This window comes from Segatella copri (assembly GCF_019249765.2).
Classification (GTDB): Bacteria; Bacteroidota; Bacteroidia; order Bacteroidales; family Bacteroidaceae; genus Prevotella; species Prevotella copri_K.
In genome coordinates this window covers 395,423-413,164 of record NZ_CP152484.1, presented here as the reverse complement: position 1 = coordinate 413,164, position 17,742 = coordinate 395,423, and the positions used below count along the sequence as shown (strand labels likewise).

Sequence of the window (17,742 nt, the reverse complement as noted above, 5' to 3'; positions counted from 1 at the left end):
TCCCTATTAACTATAAACTATCAACTATAAACTATAAAAAGATATGGCAACATTCATAGCAGGTCCTTGCGTCATCGAGTCTATGGAACTATTGGAAACAGTAGCTCAGGAACTCGTCCGCATCAACGAAAAGTTAGGAACCCAAATCATATTCAAGGCTTCATTCGACAAAGCCAACCGTACCAGCATCCACTCTTTCCGTGGTCCAGGACTGGAGAAAGGACTCCAGATGCTGGGAGATATCAGGGAGAAGTACAACCTTCAGGTTACAACAGATATTCATGAAAGTTATCAGGCTTCAGCAGCAGGCGAAGTATGTGATATTCTCCAGATTCCAGCCTTCCTCTGCCGACAGACCGACCTTCTGGTTTCTGCAGCCAAGACAGGCAAAACCGTCAACATCAAGAAGGCACAGTTCCTGAGCGGTAGAGATATGAAATATCCTGTAGAAAAGGCTTTGGAGAGCGGTGCCAAGGAAGTTTGGCTCACAGAACGCGGCAACTGTTTCGGCTATAACAATCTCGTGGTAGATTTCAGAAACATCCCTGACATGAAGGAGATTGTGCCAAATGTCATCATGGACTGTACCCATAGCGTTCAGCGCCCGAGTGCAGGTGACGGCAAGACCGTAGGCGACCGTAAATTCGTTCCAGCAATGGCAAAGGCGGCTAAAGCTTTCGGAGCTACCGGCTACTTCTTTGAAGTACATCCAGACCCAGACCAGGGCAAGAGCGATGCAGCCAATATGCTGGAATTAAACAAGTTGGAATCACTTATAGAAGAACTCCTGTAAGTGAAGAACGAAGAAACAACGTTCGGCGTCCGAAGGGAAAGCCAATTCAAATGATTTAGAAATGACGGATAAAAATAACAATATAGATGATAAGATTGTTCGCGGTTATGGCGAACAGGCTCTTAGAGACGAGGCGCAGGCCATCCTCGACCAGATACCTTATCTGGACGACAACTTTGAGAAAGCTGTAGACATGATGTATCATTGCCAAGGCAAGATTATCGTTACAGGTGTGGGCAAGAGTGGACACGTAGGTGCCAAGATTGCCGCTACACTTGCCTCTACAGGCACACCAGCCTTCTACATCAATCCACTGGATGTCTATCACGGCGACTTAGGTGTGATGACCGACAAGGATGTGGTTCTGGCACTGAGCAACAGCGGTCAGACCGATGAACTGCTCCGTTTCATCCCGATGGTACTTCACATGAATGTACCTATCATCTCCATCACAGGAAATCCAGATTCCCTGCTGGCAAAATACTCCAACCATCATATTACCGTAAAGGTAAAGAAGGAGGCTTGTCCGCTGAACCTCGCCCCTACCAGCAGTACTACTGCAGCATTGGCTATGGGTGATGCACTGGCTATCGCCCTGATGCAGGTACGCCACTTCAAGCCTCGTGACTTTGCACAGTTCCATCCTGGTGGAGAATTAGGCAAACGACTGCTGACCACAGCAGAAGATGTGATGCGCAGCGATGATATGCCTATCATTCCTAAGGAAATGCACCTGGGCGAGGCTATCATCCACGTAAGCAAGGGCAAACTGGGATTGGGTATCTCATTGGATGAAGACAACCACGTTATCGGACTTATTACCGATGGTGATATCCGACGCGCCATGGAGAAATGGCAGGCAGAATTCTTCAACAAGACTGTAAGCGACATCATGACCACCACTCCGAAAATGGTGACTCCGAAGACGAAGATTTCGGAGATCCAGCGCATCATGCACAAGTATAAGGTGCATACGGTACTGGTTGTAGACAAAGATAATCATTTAAAGGGCATTGTAGATCACTATGCCTGCATGGTATAATTTTTTAGGCACGGATAACACAGATTACACGGATTTATAGATAACACGGTTATAGATAAGATGAGATATTTTTTATTAATAGCAACATTATGGCTGTCTTGTTCGCTGTGCAGCGCACAGACTAGCGATTCACTGATCGTAAATCAGCTTCGTGGGAAAGGTGTCAGCTTTTCTCACGATAATTCAGTAACCCTACTGATGAACGGTCAGGAAAAGTTTGATGATATGTTCCAGGCAATCCGACAGGCTAAACATAGTGTACACCTGGAATACTTCAACTTTCGCAACGACAGCATCGCCTCCCTTCTCTTTGATATTCTTGCACAGAAAGTCAAGGAGGGTGTGAAGGTGAGAGCCTTATATGATGGTTTCGGAAACTCTTCCAACAACAAGCCTCTGCGAAAGAGACATCTCAAGAAAATCCGTGCCAACGGCATAGAGATTTATGAATATAAGCCCCTGAAGTTTCCATGGGTACATGCAATATTCAACCGTGATCACCGTAAAATCGTTGTCATCGACGGACAGATTGCCTACACAGGAGGTATGAACGTTGCCGACTATTATATAAAAGGTACGAAGGTTGTAGGAGAATGGCACGATATGCACTGCCGCATCGACGGAAGCGAGGTGAATACCCTGCAGAAGATATTCCTCAAAATGTGGAATAAGGTGAGCGGACAGAATGTGCACAGCACTGAGTTCTGGAGATATAAGAAGAAGGATTATCTGGTAGAGAATCTCAAGCCAGATACGACAGCAACAGCCTACAGAAAGATGGTCGGCATCATCAACCGAGAACCGCATATTACAAAGGATATCATCCGATATTTCTATGTGAATGCCATCAATGATGCACAGGACAGCATCAAGATTATCAGCCCCTACTTCACCTTGAGTCATAAACTCAAAAAGGCATTGAAGAATGCTGTGAAAAGAGGAGTAAAGGTAGAAATCATGCTCTCTACCAAGAGCGACATTCCGCTGACTCCTGACTGTGGTTTCTATAATGCGCACAAACTGATGAAGGCAGGATGCAATGTTTGGATGTACACACGGGGCTTCCACCATACCAAGATTATCATGGTAGACGGCAAGTTCTGTACCGTTGGCAGTGCCAATCTCAATGCCCGAAGCCTGCGCTGGGACTATGAAGAGAATGCAGTGATTGTGGATTCTTGCACTACCCAACAACTGGTACAGCTTTTTGATGGGGAAAAGAAAGACAGTTTCTTACTCAATGAGAAGAACTGGAGAGAGTGGCGTACGGGCTGGCAAAGATTCAAAGGATGGTTTGCAGCAAAGGTACTCACTCCATTCTTGTAAAAACAAGATATAAGTATAACCCAACTTTCACTAGCAGAAGTAAAACAAACAGAGATGAATGAAGAAATGATGAAAGCCATGGCTGGCAAACAGATGCCGGAAATGGCAATAGTAGAGAGCAATACACTCGCCGCAATGGGACTCAGACAACTGCTTGAGTCGGTGATGCCCATGATGAAAATCTCGACCTTCGGTTCGTTCCGTCAGTACGAGGCAAACAATCCAGACCACTTTGTTCATAGCTTTGTATCTATGCACATTGTACTGGAACACCGTTACTTCTTCACACAGGGCAACAGGAACCGCCACGTGATCGTTCTAACACCCAGCAACGATCCCAATTCGCAACTTGCAGAATTTCATTGTCTCTGCGTCAATGTACCAGAAGGATACCTGATAAAAGAGCTTCTCAACCTGCAGCATTCCGGTCATCCTCATGGCGAACATATCCCTGCCATGCCCCCCGTCACTCAGGAAAAAGTTCTGTCGGATAGAGAAATAGAGGTATTATCTCTGGTAGCACAAGGGAAAATCAACAAAGAGATAGCCGACCAACTCTGTATCGGACTGACTACTGTGATTACCCATCGCAAGAAAATACAGGAAAAACTGAGATTAAAAAGTGTGTCTTCACTCACCATTTATGCTGTGATGCATGGTTTTGTTGACATCAATATGATCTAGCCTTCACCATAAATAGTGATACAGAATTATCACATACCTAAATATAATGATAGCGCCTTCCCCTCATGTGAGAGGAAGGCGCTATCATTATATAAAAATAACATTATTTAAGCTATCAATCCATAGAAAAGCTACAGTTTTACAGAAGAAATATCAACCAGATTGTTCACGATGGCATAAATTGTAAGACCCGCAGGGGAGTGAATCTGAAGCTTTCGGGCGATATTTCTGCGATGCGTAATGACCGTATTGATAGAGATAAACAAGTGGTCAGCAATCTCCTTGTTGGTCATTCCCTGAACCAAAGCAACAATGACATCTTTCTCACGGTCGCTCAACTGTTCATCGCTCATCGGAGTCTGATTAATCATGCTCGAAATCTTGGCACTCACATCGTTCTGCTTCAGTTTACGCTCTGCATTTCTTACTGCAGGAATAAAGATTTCTTCCTCAACCTCAGAATGATGTTTCAGCCATTCCTCATTATTATATATATCATAAAGAGTAGCGCTCAGCTGATTGTTATGCAAGCCATCAGAAGGCAAATACTTGATGATGATGCTCTTCAACTCCTTCAGTTTCATATCTACCTGAGCATGATGCTTCGAGAAGGTTTCTATATCAAAGTTTGCATTGGCATTACCATCAATAAGTGCCTGAACATAAGGGAATACCATCTTTTCCTCATACCGCATGTGATTGGTTATGCTATGAGCATAATCATCATAAAGTTTGAGGATAAGACGTGCCAGATTATCCGTTTCATCCAAAGCCTCAACGAGTTCCTTACGGATGAAAGGCAACTGGAAATCAATATAATAGACATGAGACGCCTTGAGATAATGCAATAAGGTCGGCAACGACAAGCGGTCGGCATTGTCGTATTCCTTGTACCCATTGATGGTATAGTTGACCACAGCCAAGAAAGTATAGGTATCCACCTGCTGTTCTTCGCAAACTTCGCGCACAGTCTTATCTCCAAAGCCCAGGTTGATGCCGAAGCTGCCGAGGCTCTGTAAAATGTTATAATTGTCTCTAATGATGCTGATCATCTTGTCATCAGCTTCATACATCTTCTGATTTTTCATCTTTCTTTATCCTTAAATGAAAACATCCTTGTATCAAGAACATTCATAATGTTTCTATTTCGGCTGCAAATATACAAAAAAGTTTCGAAACTCGCAATACCTAAAAATGGGGATGCGACAGTTTACCGATTTTTAGGTATTGCAAGATTTTTTAAAACCTCGTACCTTTGCACCCGAAATCGAGAAAGAGCGCGGTGATGATTGCCATTCCCGAGCGGCAGAGCTGCGTAATTCCTTATCAAGTCAGATTGGCTTTAAGGAGATACTAGGCCTCTAAAGTGTCGAGACCGCAAACAGACATCCGCGCTCTTTTCTTTTATATAAAATTATACGATAACAATAATTTCAAAATATTAAAGATGAACAGTTTAAGAATTGGATTGATGTCCGCTGCCCTCGTTGCCGGCTTGGCAACGGCAAGTGCACAAACTGTGGCTGCCGATAGTGTAATGCAGCATGTAAACGGCAAGCGCCTCAGCGTGGGTGGTTATGGCGAGGTTGCCATGAGCCGCAACTTCTATAGCGACGCTGGAAAACGCTACTCTAACGCCACCGCTTATAAAAACGCACCCGACCACGGACGCTTCGACATTCCTCATGCAGTAATCTACCTGGGTTACGACTTCGGAAAGGGATGGACCATGGGTACTGAGATTGAGTTTGAACACGGAGGTACCGGACAGTCTATCGAATACGAGGCAGAGGAAGCCATCGAGTACGAACAGGAAGTGGAGAAAGGTGGCGAGGTGGAACTGGAACAGTTCTGGATTCAGAAGTCATTCGGCAGAGCTGCCAACATCAAGATGGGTCACATCGTGGTACCTGTAGGTCTTACCAATGCCTATCATGAGCCATTGAATTTCTTTACTGTTTATCGTCCGGAAGGCGAAAATACCATTCTGCCCTGCACCTGGCACCAGACTGGTATCAGTTTCTGGGGAAAGAGCGGTAAGTTCCGCTATGAGGCACAGTTTCTGGCTGGCTTGAACGCCTATCGTTTCAGTCGCAGCAACTGGATTCAGGGCGGTGCCAAGAGTCCATACGAGTTTGAGGTAGCCAACAAATATGCTGTGGCTGCCCGTGTAGATAACTACAGTATTCCAGGTCTGCGCATCGGACTGAGCGGTTACTACGGCAAGGCGATGGGCAACACCACCCCACAGGATACCCAGCACAAGAACATCAAGGGAAACGTATATGTAGGTGCCTTCGACTTCACCTACAACAAGTACAACTGGAAGATTAGAGGCAACGTGGATTATGGCTATGTAAGTGATGCTACAGCCATCACCAGCATTGTATATCCAGGTACGGCGAATGTTAAGCCTAATGAATCAGGCAGCGGCAAATACTTCGGCAGTCATGCCATCGCTACCATGGTAGAAGCAGGCTATGATGTCTTCTCTCAGATTTCCAAGTTGCGTGAAGACAACCAGAAACTGTATGTGTTCGGTCATTTCGAGTATTACGATTCATCCGTTCACAATACCACCGCCAAGTGGACCAACCGTAAGATTGTGGCAGCAGGTATCAACTACTTCCCTCTCCCACAAGTCTGTGTAAAGGCAGAGTACAATCAGCGCATCTTCCACTCTAAGTACAACAATGAGCCAGCCGTAAACATCGGTATCGCTTATCAGGGCTTCTTCCTCTAATCCAGGGGAAAAGAGCCGTTTCATAGAATAATAATTATCATATTCAATCATAAAAAACAAAGAAACATGAAAAAGATTTTCCAGAAGGCATTCTTGTTCGTAGCAACAATGACCTTATCTTTGGGTTTCGCTTCTTGTAGCGATGATGATGACCCAGTAACAGAGGGTAACGTAGTTCCAGCAACAGAATTGTCTGCAGTAGCTAACACTTATGTTAACGACATTATCAATCCTACCTACAAGGATTTGAGAGACAATGCCAAGATTTTGAAGGATGCATGCGACAAGGCATACACCAACGCCAAGGCTGGCAACTTGAGCGATGCAGATATCACCGATGCCTGCGAGGCTTTCAAGAACGCTCGTCGTGAATGGGAGCGCAGTGAGGCATTCCTCTATGGTGCAGCAGCCAACAACGAGATTGACCCACACATCGACTCATGGCCACTCGACCACGACCAGATGGTAGAAGCACTCAACAATCAGAGCATCATCTCCGGTATCAAGGGTTCAAACCCTGCTCAGTTTATCTATACAGAACACCAGCACTTCGAATCAGTAATCGGTTTCCACGGATTGGAGTTCGTACTCTTCCGCAATGGTGCTGAACGTACTGCAGCCATGCTGAATGCCAACGAGACAGAAGCAGGCATGACATCTGTGAAGGGTATTGATGAGTTGGCATTTGCTGCCGCTGTAGCTGGCGACATCTACAACATGACTTCACTCCTCCAGTATGGTTGGAATGGTGATGCAACCCTCGGTTCTTGGTTGACATCCAATTGCAATTGGGTGATTGATGGTCTTAAAGATCTGGAAGATAGCGCAGGTGCCCTTTCTTCTGCAGGTATCGGCTACGGTCAGTTTCTCCTCAATGCCACAGGCGAGAAGGCTTGGTTCCCAACATGGCAGGAGACCTTGGAGAATGTATTCGTAGGTGGTTGCTCTAGCATCTGCCAGGAGGTTTACACCCAGAAACTCGGCCAGGCTTATCGTGTTGCTACCGGTCATGGTGGTATTACAGAGGAAGGCGAAAAAGAGTCTAAAGACTACATCGAGTCACCATACAGCAAGCGTTCATTCATCGACTATCAGGACAACATCTACTCTATCAAGAACTCTCTCTATGGTACACGTGATGTAACTGCTACCACTCCTGTTGCTAATTCATTGATGACTATCATGAAGAAGTATAACTACAGTGGCTACAGCGCATTGAGCACAGCTCTTGACGAGGCAATCGCAGCATTGGAGTCTGCCAAGAAGAGCGGTATTGCCTTCGTTGATAATCCTGCACATGCTCAAGTAAAGACTTGCATCGACAAGATCAACACTTTGGATGATGAATTGAATAAAGCTGGTTCATGGTTCCGTGCATTGAAGGTTTCCAAGTAATTTATCCATTACAGCAGAAACAACAGAAATAAAGAATTACGTAGCTTTGCTTTCTTCAATAGAAGCGAAGCTACGTCATTTGGGTTAAATATAATATATCACAAAGAAAATACATTATGAATAAGAATTTTAAGAATTACGCCTACATGTCGTTCGCCCTGGCTTTGGCTACGACAATGGCTAGCTGTTCTGACGATGACAACAAAGTTGAAATTCAGGAAACAGATGCCGCATACGTAGGTAAGGAAGTGGGTAACTTTACTGCAGATGAGTGGTATCCAGGTGGTAAACTGGGTACAACAGAGAACACAGGTTCCAGCAGCTACTCAGACCAGACACCTGCAGTAGATAACGACCAAGAACTCTTCAAGCAGTTCTTTATCGGCGAGCAGATGTTCGAGCGCCAGTATTCATGGAATACAGGTGTATTCAAGGGCTTAGGTCCTGCTTCAGTCCGCTCATCTTGCTTTGATTGCCATCCAGAGTATGGCCATGGCAAGCGCAAGGCACAGTATGAAACCCGCTATGGTAACGGTAACGGCTATCTGCTCGTAGTATATCATCCTGTAGATGGTGCCAACAGCAATGATGGTGGCTATGTAGCTGAGGTTACAGGTATGCCTCAGACACAAGCACAGTCTCCATTCTTGCCACCTATCGATGAGAGCCAAATCAATATGAGTTGGGAGCACGTCCACAAGATGGAAACAGAAGAGATTCCTGCCATGCAGTTCCCTGATGGCGAGAAGTTTGATTTGATTTATCCTGAGATTTCTATCCCTAAAAGTGCCTTCAACACCAGTCCTACTCCATACGAAACCGGCAATGGTGCAGTAGCTGTAAGATTGGAATCTACCATCGGTATCGGTGGTACAGGTTTGATTGATGCCATCCCTAACGAGGCCATCAAGGCACAGTATGCAGAGGAAGCTGCCTACTTCAAGAAAGCTGGTCTTAAGGTATCTGATTACATCAACCCAAGCATGTGGGATGCAGATGCAAACGACTTCGCAGCAGGTGCTTTTTATACCACATTCGGTCGTGATGCAGCAAAGAAGAGTGCTGATGGCAAACTTGACAGTCATACCCAATATGCTACAGGCGGTGTCCATGCCGATGGTAGCACTTTTGACCCTAACACTAGTGATCTTAACAAGAAGATAGTAAAGCGTTACACCTACGCTTTGACTCGTGGTTCTTTGCAAGATGGTCCTGGTGCTAATGCTATTTGGAATATCACCAATGTAACTCGCGAAGACCGTCCATTGCTTTATACTACGACACCATGGGCAACAGCCATGTCTCAGAATAAGGATGTTATTGCAGCTATTAAGAAAGATCCTACTTCTCCTTACTATGCTGATGGTACAGATGAAGGTATTGCTAACGCAGTAAGAGTTCTTTTGGATCCATATACCAACCAATTCGACAACAGCATCCATAACTTCAAGTCAGAGCAGAGCATGGATGATTACTATGCTTTCATGGTATGGCATCGTGGACTTGCAGTACCTCGTGCCCGCAACTTGAATGATCCACAGGTACAGCAGGGTAAAAAACTCTTCATGGAATGGGGCTGCGCCAACTGTCACAAGCCATCATGGAAGACCGGTGACGATAACTACGTAACATCCAAGTACATCGCCGACAAGAAGTTGCCTCGCTATCAGAATCAGACCATCTATCCATATTCAGATTTCGTTCAGCACAAGCTCTATATGATGAACGACATCCACGGATCATGGTGCCGCACCACTCCACTTTGGGGTCGTGGCTTGAGCTACGTGAATACTGGTGCTGAAGATCGCCTGCACGACTGCCGTGCCCGTAACGAGGTAGAGGCAATCATGTGGCACTGCTACAGCAAGAAGAGTCATGCCTATCATGCAGCCATGAACTTCTACAAAGCATCGAAGAGCGATCGTGATGCAGTGGTTAAGTTCCTGCGTTCTATCTAATCATAAGATATTACAAGAAGAAACAAAAATAAGAAAAGCTGCCAGGCTATCAAAAGCATTTGGCAGCTTTTTTTATCAGAACCTCTAAATATACGTATAAAATCTTGCTTTTCTCCGAATAATATCGTAATTTTGCAGCGGAAATTCTATCAAGATTCCAACTAAGTATGGTTAAAAAGATTATATTCATTCTTTACATCCTTGTGCTCGTATGCATGGCTGCCGCCACCATCGTGGAAAAAAGCCAGGGCACGGATTATGCCCATGCCCACTACTATGGAGCATGGTGGTTCATTCTAATCTGGGCAGTACTTGCTGCCCTCGGTGCGTTCTATATCATCAAAAGAAAAGTGAAGTGCGCTTCTACGCTGGCACTCCATCTCTCCTTCATCATCATCCTCTTGGGTGCCCTACTCACGCATGTATCAGCTAAAAGAGGCATGATTCATCTGCGCATCGGTCAGCCTACAGATACCTATATGGCTCAGGATGAAGAGCAGGGCATGAAGGAAGAGAAACTGCCTTTCTCGCTCTGCCTGAAGAAGTTTGAAGCGAAGATGCACGATGGTACCAACGCCGTGGCTGACTATTCTTCAAAATTCACCGTAATAGACGGAGATGATAAGAGCGAAGGCGAAGTTTCGATGAACAACATCTATTCCCACCGGTCTTACCGTCTTTATCAGTCATCTTATGATGAAGACGGCAAGGGAAGCGTGCTCGCTATCAATGCCGATCCATACGGCATACCAGTCACCTATACTGGCTATGCGCTGCTCTTCATCTCCCTCGTATGGATGCTCTTCGACCCTAAGGGCGGTTATCGCAAACTACTGAAGAGTCCTTTGCTCAAGAAGGGAGCCTTGATGACAGCACTCATCCTCAGCATGGGCAATATACAGACACTGCATGCAGAATCTGCAACAGGCAATCTCCAAAATGCTGTATTGCCAAAGGAAACTGCAGAGAAGTTTGGCGAGCTTCATATTCTCTACAACGACCGCATCTGTCCGGTACAGACCTTTGCCCTGGATTTCTGCAAAAAGATATATGGAGCCAGAAGCTATCAGGGTTTGACAGCAGAGCAGGTACTCTCTGGTTGGGTATTCTATGGAAATACTTGGGCAAACGAGCCTTTCATCAAGATCAAGAGCGGAGAAATGAAAACAGCGATGAATCTGCCTGACTATGCTTCGCTCAATACTTTCTTCAATCGTGAGATGGGTGGCTATACCATCGGACAGTATGTTCAGGAATACTACAATGGTCAGCAGGACAAGTTCCATCAGCAAGCCGCCGATATCGATGGCAAGATACAAATCATCATGGAGTTGCGAGAAGGTATCTCATTGAAAGTTCTTCCTTACACCTTCACCAAGAATGTGAAGGCTACCAAGGATCATCCTTTCATCAAGGCTGGCACTACCACGTGGTTTTCACCTGTAGATAAGTTGCCACAGGCCGTGGAGCACCAGCATGCACTCTATATTAGGAATGTATTCTCCCTGCTGAATGGCGATGTAAAGGCAGGCAATACGAGCCGTGTAAACGAGTTCTTCGTCAAGATGAAGAAATATCAGGAGGTTAGTAGCGGTAATTCGCTGCCAACAGCTACACAATATAAGGCTGAACGCATCAATAATGCCTTTCCTTTTGCAACCATTCTCTTCATGGCAAACCTCACACTGGGCTTCATTGCCCTCTTCTACACCATCTATCGCATGACGAAGAAGAAAGAAATCAAGGTATTGAACATCGCTTTGCCTATCCTGCTTGGCGTATCCTTCCTTGCCTTAACCTTCGGATTGGCATTGAGATGGATTATCAGCGGCAACATACCTATGTCTAACGGATATGAAAGTATGCTAACTGTAGCCTGGTTCGTGATGCTTATCAGTATTCTGATGCAGTTGCGCATCCGCATCGTGATGGTATTCGGCTTCCTGATTTCAGGATTCTTCCTTCTGGTAAGCCATATCAACCAGATGGATCCTGCTATCGGACAGATGATGCCGGTATTGAACAGTCCGTTACTCAGCATCCATGTCAGCATCATCATGATGAGCTATGCCCTATTGTCCTTGACTTTCATCTGCGGCATCATGGGCATCTGCATGCGCTCTCATGGCGACGAACTGCGGGATTTAAGCCGTCTCTTCCTCTACCCTGCCCTCACCACGATGGGGTTCGGCATCTTCATCGGAGCCATCTGGGCTAACGTGAGCTGGGGTAATTACTGGAGTTGGGACAGCAAGGAAACATGGGCGCTCATCACCTTTATGATTTATGCCGTAGTAGTGCATACGCAGAGTCTGCCGGTCTTCCGCAAGCCGCTGGTATATCACATTTACATCACCCTGGCATTCATGAGCATTGCCATGACCTACTTCGGTGTGAACTATTTCCTCACGGGCATGCACTCGTATGCATAACCCATCAGAAGACAGAATATATTTAGTCTTAAGGCAAAATTTATTTTCCCTTAAGGCTAATTTTATTTTCCCTTAAGGATAAATATATGATGGTGTTGACATCAATCTAATCAAGAAGTATTCCGGACGAACCCAGGAACAGATAGAAAAAATCCGTTCCCCCACACTCTTTTTATGTTTTTTTAATATCCTACGGTCACAATTGTTACCGTAGGATTATTTTTAAAGCCGTAATTTTGCAGCCGGAAACCAGGAATGGCAGATTGCCGCCTGGAAGAAAACATTAAAATAACTCTTTAATTTATAGCAATATGGCAGAAAACAAGATGTTCTGTTTCCAGTGTCAGGAAACAGCTAAGGGTACAGGCTGTACCATCAAGGGTGTTTGCGGTAAGGAGGCTACAACTTCCAAGTGGCAGGATCTGCTGCTCAGCGTGGTTCGTGGCATAGGAACCATACAGCATAGCATAGGCAAAGAGCCGACACCAGAGGTAACCCGTTTCCTCACGGATGCACTCTTCACCACCATTACCAACGCCAACTTCAACGACCAGGATATCCTGCAAAAGGTAGATAAGGGCATCGTACTGAAGAAACAGCTGCTGCAAAAGGCAGCAAGCATGAATATCCACCTCCCTGCCTATCAGGAGGTAACCTGGGGTGGCGAGAAGACAGACTATGAGGCAGAGGGCACCCGTGAATCCGTGCTCCGCCACGAGAATGCAGATATCCGCTCGCTCAAGGAACTCACCATGCTCGGTCTGAAGGGTATGGCAGCATACTACGAGCATGCAGCCCATCTGGGAGAAGAGAACAGCGAGATTATCAGCTTCATGTGCCGTGCACTCGCCACCATCAGTAACCCTGATGCTGATATGAACACGCTGCTGGGCGTAGTGCTCGAAACAGGAAAGTACGGCGTGGATGTGATGGCACTCCTCGACAAGGCCAACACCCAGGCATACGGTAATCCAGAACTCACCCGGGTGAACATCGGTACAGGCAACAATCCGGGCATCCTCATCTCAGGCCACGACCTGAAGGATATCGAAGATCTCCTCATCCAGACCGAAGGCACGGGCATCGATGTCTATACCCATGGCGAGATGCTTCCTGCCCACTACTATCCGCAGCTCAAGAAGTACAAGCATCTGGTGGGCAACTACGGCAATGCGTGGTGGAAACAGAAGGAGGAATTCGAGAGCTTCAACGGTCCTGTAGTCTTCACCACCAACTGCATCGTTCCGCCATCGCCATCGGCAGGCTACAGGAACCGCGTCTTCACCACCAACTCTACTGGTTTCCCTGGCTGGAAGCATATCCAGGCGGGTGCCGACGGCCACAAGGACTTCTCCGAGGTGATTGCGCTTGCCAAGACCTGCCAGCCACCTAGGGAGATAGAGACAGGCGAGATCATTGGCGGTTTTGCGCATGCCCAGGTCTTTGCCCTGGCAGACAAGATAGTAGAGGCTGTGAAGAGCGGAGCCATCCGCAAGTTTGTGGTGATGAGTGGCTGCGATGGCAGAATGAAGAGCCGCAACTACTACGAGGAGTTTGCCAAGGCGCTGCCTCAGGATGTAGTGATACTCACCAGCGGCTGTGCCAAGTTCAAGTACAACAAGCTCAATCTGGGCGACATCAACGGCATTCCTCGTGTGCTGGATGCCGGTCAGTGCAACGACTCCTATTCCTGGGCGGTTGTGGCATTGAAGCTGAAGGAGATCTTTGGAGCCAGCGACATCAACGAACTTCCTATCTTCTTCAATATTGCCTGGTACGAGCAGAAGGCTGTCATCGTACTTCTTGCCCTGCTGCATCTGGGCGTAAAGAACATCCATCTGGGTCCTACGCTCCCAGCCTTCTGTTCACCAGCCGTACTGAAGGTTCTGGTAGATACCTTTGGCATTGCCGGAAACGGAACGGTAGAAGAGGACATCAAAAAATATATAGGATAAGAACAGCAGCTACTGAGTTAAGGGAGAATCTGTAAAACTCGGGGAAAAAATCAAAAGATAAGTTTTCCTGTTTAAAAGGCACTTTGCAATAACACTCTCGATAGTGTTGCAAAGTGCCTTATTTTTTGAGCAAACAATAAATCGGAGGAAAATGCGTTATTGAATATAAAACTTAAATGTATGAAAGAATCAATATTCATTACCTTGCAGAAATGCACGGTATTTGAGGGATTTACTCCTGAGGAAATCAGAGAGGCGCTATCGATGGTAAGCTACCGGATGGTGGAGCTTGCTGCCAGGGAAACCTATGTGCTGGCAGGAATGCCCTGCAGATATGCCGACATCATCGTCGAGGGGGAGATGATAGCCCGCATGTCGGGATTGTCGGGCAAGCAGGCCCAAATAGAGCGGCTGGGAGAATCGATGCTGATAGCCCCTGCCTATATCTTCGCACATAATAACGAGATGCCCGTAAGCGTGGAGACAAGCAAGAAGACTACCCTCCTGCGCATGAGGCCTTCGGAACTGAAACTGCTGATAGATACCGACGAGCGCATACGCTGGAACTTCATCCAGCACCTGTCAAGGATAGATATCTTCCTTTCGCAGAAAATGCGCATGCTCTCCCTTTTCTCCGTCAAGGAGAAGGTGGCGCAATACCTCATCAAGATGGCTACCGAACAGCAGAACAGAACCATCCGACTGGATGTCAGCCGCCAGGAAATGGCGGATATCTTCGGTATCCAGAAGTTCTCGCTCCTCCGCTGCCTGTCCGAATTCGAGGAGAAGGGCGCCATCAGGATTGATGGCAAGACCATCACCATACTCAACTCGGATGACATGAAATAAGAAGTAAGAATGAGAAAGCCTTGGAAATTGCTAAGAACATGCTTGCCAATGGTGTTGACATGAATCTAATCAAGAAGTATTCCGGTCTAACCCAGGAACAAACACAATAGGCTTCGATGGCAAATGAAGCCTATTGCATTGTACAACGAAAGTAGTTGCATGTGCTCATGCAACTACTTTCGTTTTTTATTGCTTTTTCTACTATATTTTATTCCATAAAGACAGAGCGCCAAAGACTATAGCGGGCTTCAGGGTTCAGCTGCTCCAAATGAAGGAAGACGGCTTGCATATCCGAACGGCGGGTAGTCTCTTCGTAAGGACACAACGCCTTCTGCTTAGTGAAATGCAACTCTTCTGCTACCTGCCGGATATCCGCCTCATGTACGAGACAGAGCGGACGGATAATAGTAAGCGGATAATGTTTCAGAGGAAGACTGGGCTGCATGGTGGAATGCGAACCCTCGAAGGTGATGTTCATCAGCAGGGTAACGAGGATATCATCCATGTGATGTCCCAGAGCTATCTTATTGAACCCGTGGCTTACAGCAAACTCGAAGAGCGTCTTACGTCGGTTCCAGGCACAGAGGAAGCAACGGGTCTTTCGTGGATCAGTGGATTCATCGAACGAACTATGAAGGATATGGAGCTTGATGCCATTCTCTGCACAGAAATTCTGCAGATAAGAACGATCGGTCTCGTAAGGAATGTTATCCATGATGATATGAGCCGCCTCCACTTCGATATGAGGTTTATAGATACGGGCACGCTGAGCCAGCAAACGGACAAGTTCCAATGAATCCTTGCCTCCACTCAAGGCAATAAGAATACGGTCCCCATCCTCCAAAAGATGATAGTCAACACATCCTTTATTGAATCGCTTTAATACTTTCTGTTCTGCTTTCATCATATTCTGAAAAGGGAAAAGAAAAGCCGCACCCTTTTTCAGAGTACGGCTTTATCAAGATACATCTCTCTACTTTGCAGAAGAGAAACGACAATTTAAACTTCAAATATAATTCTATCTTACTTAGCGTAAGCTACACTACGAGTCTCACGAATCACAGTAATCTTAACCTGACCAGGATAAGTCATCTCATTCTGAATCTTGGTTGCAATTTCATCAGAAAGCTTGATGCTCTCTTCATCGTTCATCTTATCCGCACCCACGATGACACGGAGTTCACGACCTGCCTGGATAGCGTAAGTCTTGGTTACGCCAGGATAACTCATGGCGATAGCTTCAAGATCGTTCAAACGCTTGATATAAGCCTCTACAATCTCACGACGGGCACCAGGACGAGCACCAGAGATAGCATCACAAACCTGTACGATAGGAGCCAATAATGTATTCATCTCCATCTCATCATGGTGAGCACCGATGGCATTGCAGATATCAGGTTTTTCCTTATACTTCTCTGCAATCTTGGCACCATACAATGCGTGTGGCAATTCACTCTCCTCATCAGGCACCTTACCAATATCGTGCAAAAGACCGGCACGCTTAGCCTTCTTAGGATTCAATCCCAATTCAGAAGCCATAACCGCACAGAGGTTAGCGGTTTCACGGGCATGCTGCAAGAGGTTCTGACCATAAGAAGAACGGTACTTCATCTTACCGATGATACGAATCAACTCTGGGTGCAGACCATGAATACCGAGGTCGATAGCTGTACGCTTACCAGTCTCGATAATTTCATTATCCAACTGCTTCTTCACCTTGGCTACCACCTCCTCAATACGGGCTGGGTGGATACGGCCGTCAGCAACCAACTGATGGAGAGCCAGACGGCAAACCTCACGACGAACAGGGTCGAAGGCTGAGATAACGATTGCCTCAGGAGTATCATCCACAACGATTTCTACACCAGTTGCTGCTTCCAGAGCACGGATGTTGCGGCCTTCACGACCGATAATACGTCCCTTCACCTCATCATTATCAATATGGAAAACGCTAACAGAGTTCTCAATAGCTGTTTCAGTAGCAACACGCTGGATTGTCTGAATCACAATCTTCTTAGCCTGCTGGTTAGCATTGAGTTTGGCATCATCCATAATTTCGTTCACATAGCTTGCAGCATCGAGTTTAGCCTGATCTTTCAGACTCTCAATCAATCTCTGCTTAGCCTCTTCAGCACTCAGACCAGAAAGTTCTTCCAGTTTAGCCTGCTCCTGTTTCTGCATCTTATCAAGTTCCTGCTGCTTGACAGACAAGAGTTTCTTCTCGTTGTCAACACGCTGCTGATACTGATCAATCTCCATCTTGCGTCGACCGAGGTCTTCCTGACGCTGATTGAGAGAAATCTCGCGCTGTTTCAGCTTATTCTCATTCTGCTGGATGCGAGAATTACGCTGCTGCACTTCTTTTTCGAGTTCCGCCTTCTTGTTGAGGAATTTCTCCTTCACTTCCAAAAGCTTCTTCTCTTTTACTACTTCTGCCTCTTTGTTGGCAGCTTCTATCATTTCATTATATTTTCCCTTAATGACATAACGGAAAATGAAATACCCAGCAGCACCGCCGATAACAAGCGCCACCAAGGCTGCTATAATAGTTACTATCATTATATT

The 17,742-nt window shown here is 46.1% G+C and carries 13 protein-coding genes; 10 read left to right on the top strand and 3 right to left on the bottom strand.

The window, feature by feature from the left end:
• Nucleotides 1–43: 43 nt before the first annotated feature.
• From kdsA to KUA46_RS01685, 4 genes are all read left to right on the top strand, one after another.
• A complete protein-coding gene (kdsA, locus tag KUA46_RS01700; protein ID WP_022120879.1) occupies nt 44–793 on the top strand; it encodes a 3-deoxy-8-phosphooctulonate synthase in 750 nt (249 codons plus the stop codon).
• Between the two features lie 61 nt (nt 794–854).
• Nucleotides 855–1,835 (top strand): KpsF/GutQ family sugar-phosphate isomerase, encoded by a 981-nt coding sequence (locus KUA46_RS01695; protein WP_022120878.1) that lies wholly within the window; start codon nt 855–857, stop codon nt 1,833–1,835.
• 60 nt (nt 1,836–1,895) lie between these two features.
• The gene (gene cls / locus KUA46_RS01690; RefSeq protein WP_118190335.1) at nt 1,896–3,161 is read left to right on the top strand and encodes a cardiolipin synthase; all 1,266 of its coding nucleotides are present in this window, start codon (nt 1,896–1,898) and stop codon (nt 3,159–3,161) included.
• Between the two features lie 54 nt (nt 3,162–3,215).
• Nucleotides 3,216–3,845 carry a response regulator transcription factor gene (locus KUA46_RS01685; protein ID WP_022120876.1) on the top strand — a complete coding sequence of 210 codons (630 nt, stop codon included), beginning with the start codon at nt 3,216–3,218 and terminating at the stop codon, nt 3,843–3,845.
• Nucleotides 3,846–3,976: 131 nt separating this feature from the next.
• Here KUA46_RS01685 and KUA46_RS01680 read toward each other — a convergent pair whose 3' ends face one another.
• Nucleotides 3,977–4,933, bottom strand: a complete 957-nt coding sequence (locus tag KUA46_RS01680) for a LuxR C-terminal-related transcriptional regulator (protein WP_153093817.1) — start codon at nt 4,931–4,933, stop codon at nt 3,977–3,979.
• A gap of 359 nt (nt 4,934–5,292) precedes the next feature.
• On the opposite strand from KUA46_RS01680, the gene KUA46_RS01675 reads away from it, so the two are divergent.
• The 6 genes from KUA46_RS01675 (at nt 5,293) to KUA46_RS01650 (ending at nt 15,177) form a co-directional block, all read left to right on the top strand.
• Nucleotides 5,293–6,588 carry a hypothetical protein gene (locus KUA46_RS01675; RefSeq protein WP_218486784.1) on the top strand — a complete coding sequence of 432 codons (1,296 nt, stop codon included), beginning with the start codon at nt 5,293–5,295 and terminating at the stop codon, nt 6,586–6,588.
• 66 nt (nt 6,589–6,654) lie between these two features.
• Complete coding sequence (locus KUA46_RS01670) at nt 6,655–7,983, top strand: imelysin family protein (RefSeq protein WP_218486785.1); 1,329 nt, start codon at nt 6,655–6,657, stop codon at nt 7,981–7,983.
• 116 nt (nt 7,984–8,099) lie between these two features.
• Nucleotides 8,100–9,941: a di-heme oxidoredictase family protein gene (locus KUA46_RS01665; RefSeq protein WP_218486786.1), complete on the top strand. Its 1,842-nt coding sequence runs from the start codon at nt 8,100–8,102 to the stop codon at nt 9,939–9,941.
• 167 nt (nt 9,942–10,108) lie between these two features.
• Nucleotides 10,109–12,373: a cytochrome c biogenesis protein CcsA gene (ccsA, locus tag KUA46_RS01660; protein WP_218486787.1), complete on the top strand. Its 2,265-nt coding sequence runs from the start codon at nt 10,109–10,111 to the stop codon at nt 12,371–12,373.
• A gap of 311 nt (nt 12,374–12,684) precedes the next feature.
• The gene (hcp, locus tag KUA46_RS01655) at nt 12,685–14,328 is read left to right on the top strand and encodes a hydroxylamine reductase (RefSeq protein ID WP_218486788.1); all 1,644 of its coding nucleotides are present in this window, start codon (nt 12,685–12,687) and stop codon (nt 14,326–14,328) included.
• Between the two features lie 180 nt (nt 14,329–14,508).
• Complete coding sequence (locus tag KUA46_RS01650) at nt 14,509–15,177, top strand: Crp/Fnr family transcriptional regulator (RefSeq protein WP_218486789.1); 669 nt, start codon at nt 14,509–14,511, stop codon at nt 15,175–15,177.
• 208 nt (nt 15,178–15,385) lie between these two features.
• Here the strand turns inward: KUA46_RS01650 and KUA46_RS01645 are convergent, their stop codons facing one another.
• Together KUA46_RS01645 and rny are read right to left on the bottom strand one after the other, a co-directional pair.
• Entirely contained in the window at nt 15,386–16,084 is a 699-nt protein-coding gene (locus KUA46_RS01645) for a tRNA 2-thiocytidine biosynthesis TtcA family protein (protein ID WP_218486790.1), read from the bottom strand.
• A 116-nt stretch (nt 16,085–16,200) separates the two neighbouring features.
• Complete coding sequence (gene rny, locus KUA46_RS01640) at nt 16,201–17,736, bottom strand: ribonuclease Y (RefSeq protein WP_117586134.1); 1,536 nt, start codon at nt 17,734–17,736, stop codon at nt 16,201–16,203.
• Nucleotides 17,737–17,742 lie beyond the last annotated feature (6 nt).

Bases quoted from the DNA above. Each gene is read 5' to 3' on its own strand.
- kdsA (WP_022120879.1), top strand. From the start codon at position 44: ATGGCAACATTCATAGCAGGTCCTTGCGTCATCGAGTCTATGGAACTA.
- KUA46_RS01695 (WP_022120878.1), top strand. From the start codon at position 855: ATGACGGATAAAAATAACAATATAGATGATAAGATTGTTCGCGGTTAT.
- cls (WP_118190335.1), top strand. From the start codon at position 1,896: ATGAGATATTTTTTATTAATAGCAACATTATGGCTGTCTTGTTCGCTG.
- KUA46_RS01685 (WP_022120876.1), top strand. From the start codon at position 3,216: ATGAATGAAGAAATGATGAAAGCCATGGCTGGCAAACAGATGCCGGAA.
- KUA46_RS01680 (WP_153093817.1), bottom strand. From the start codon at position 4,933: ATGAAAAATCAGAAGATGTATGAAGCTGATGACAAGATGATCAGCATC.
- KUA46_RS01675 (WP_218486784.1), top strand. From the start codon at position 5,293: ATGAACAGTTTAAGAATTGGATTGATGTCCGCTGCCCTCGTTGCCGGC.
- KUA46_RS01670 (WP_218486785.1), top strand. From the start codon at position 6,655: ATGAAAAAGATTTTCCAGAAGGCATTCTTGTTCGTAGCAACAATGACC.
- KUA46_RS01665 (WP_218486786.1), top strand. From the start codon at position 8,100: ATGAATAAGAATTTTAAGAATTACGCCTACATGTCGTTCGCCCTGGCT.
- ccsA (WP_218486787.1), top strand. From the start codon at position 10,109: ATGGTTAAAAAGATTATATTCATTCTTTACATCCTTGTGCTCGTATGC.
- hcp (WP_218486788.1), top strand. From the start codon at position 12,685: ATGGCAGAAAACAAGATGTTCTGTTTCCAGTGTCAGGAAACAGCTAAG.
- KUA46_RS01650 (WP_218486789.1), top strand. From the start codon at position 14,509: ATGAAAGAATCAATATTCATTACCTTGCAGAAATGCACGGTATTTGAG.
- KUA46_RS01645 (WP_218486790.1), bottom strand. From the start codon at position 16,084: ATGATGAAAGCAGAACAGAAAGTATTAAAGCGATTCAATAAAGGATGT.
- rny (WP_117586134.1), bottom strand. From the start codon at position 17,736: ATGATAGTAACTATTATAGCAGCCTTGGTGGCGCTTGTTATCGGCGGT.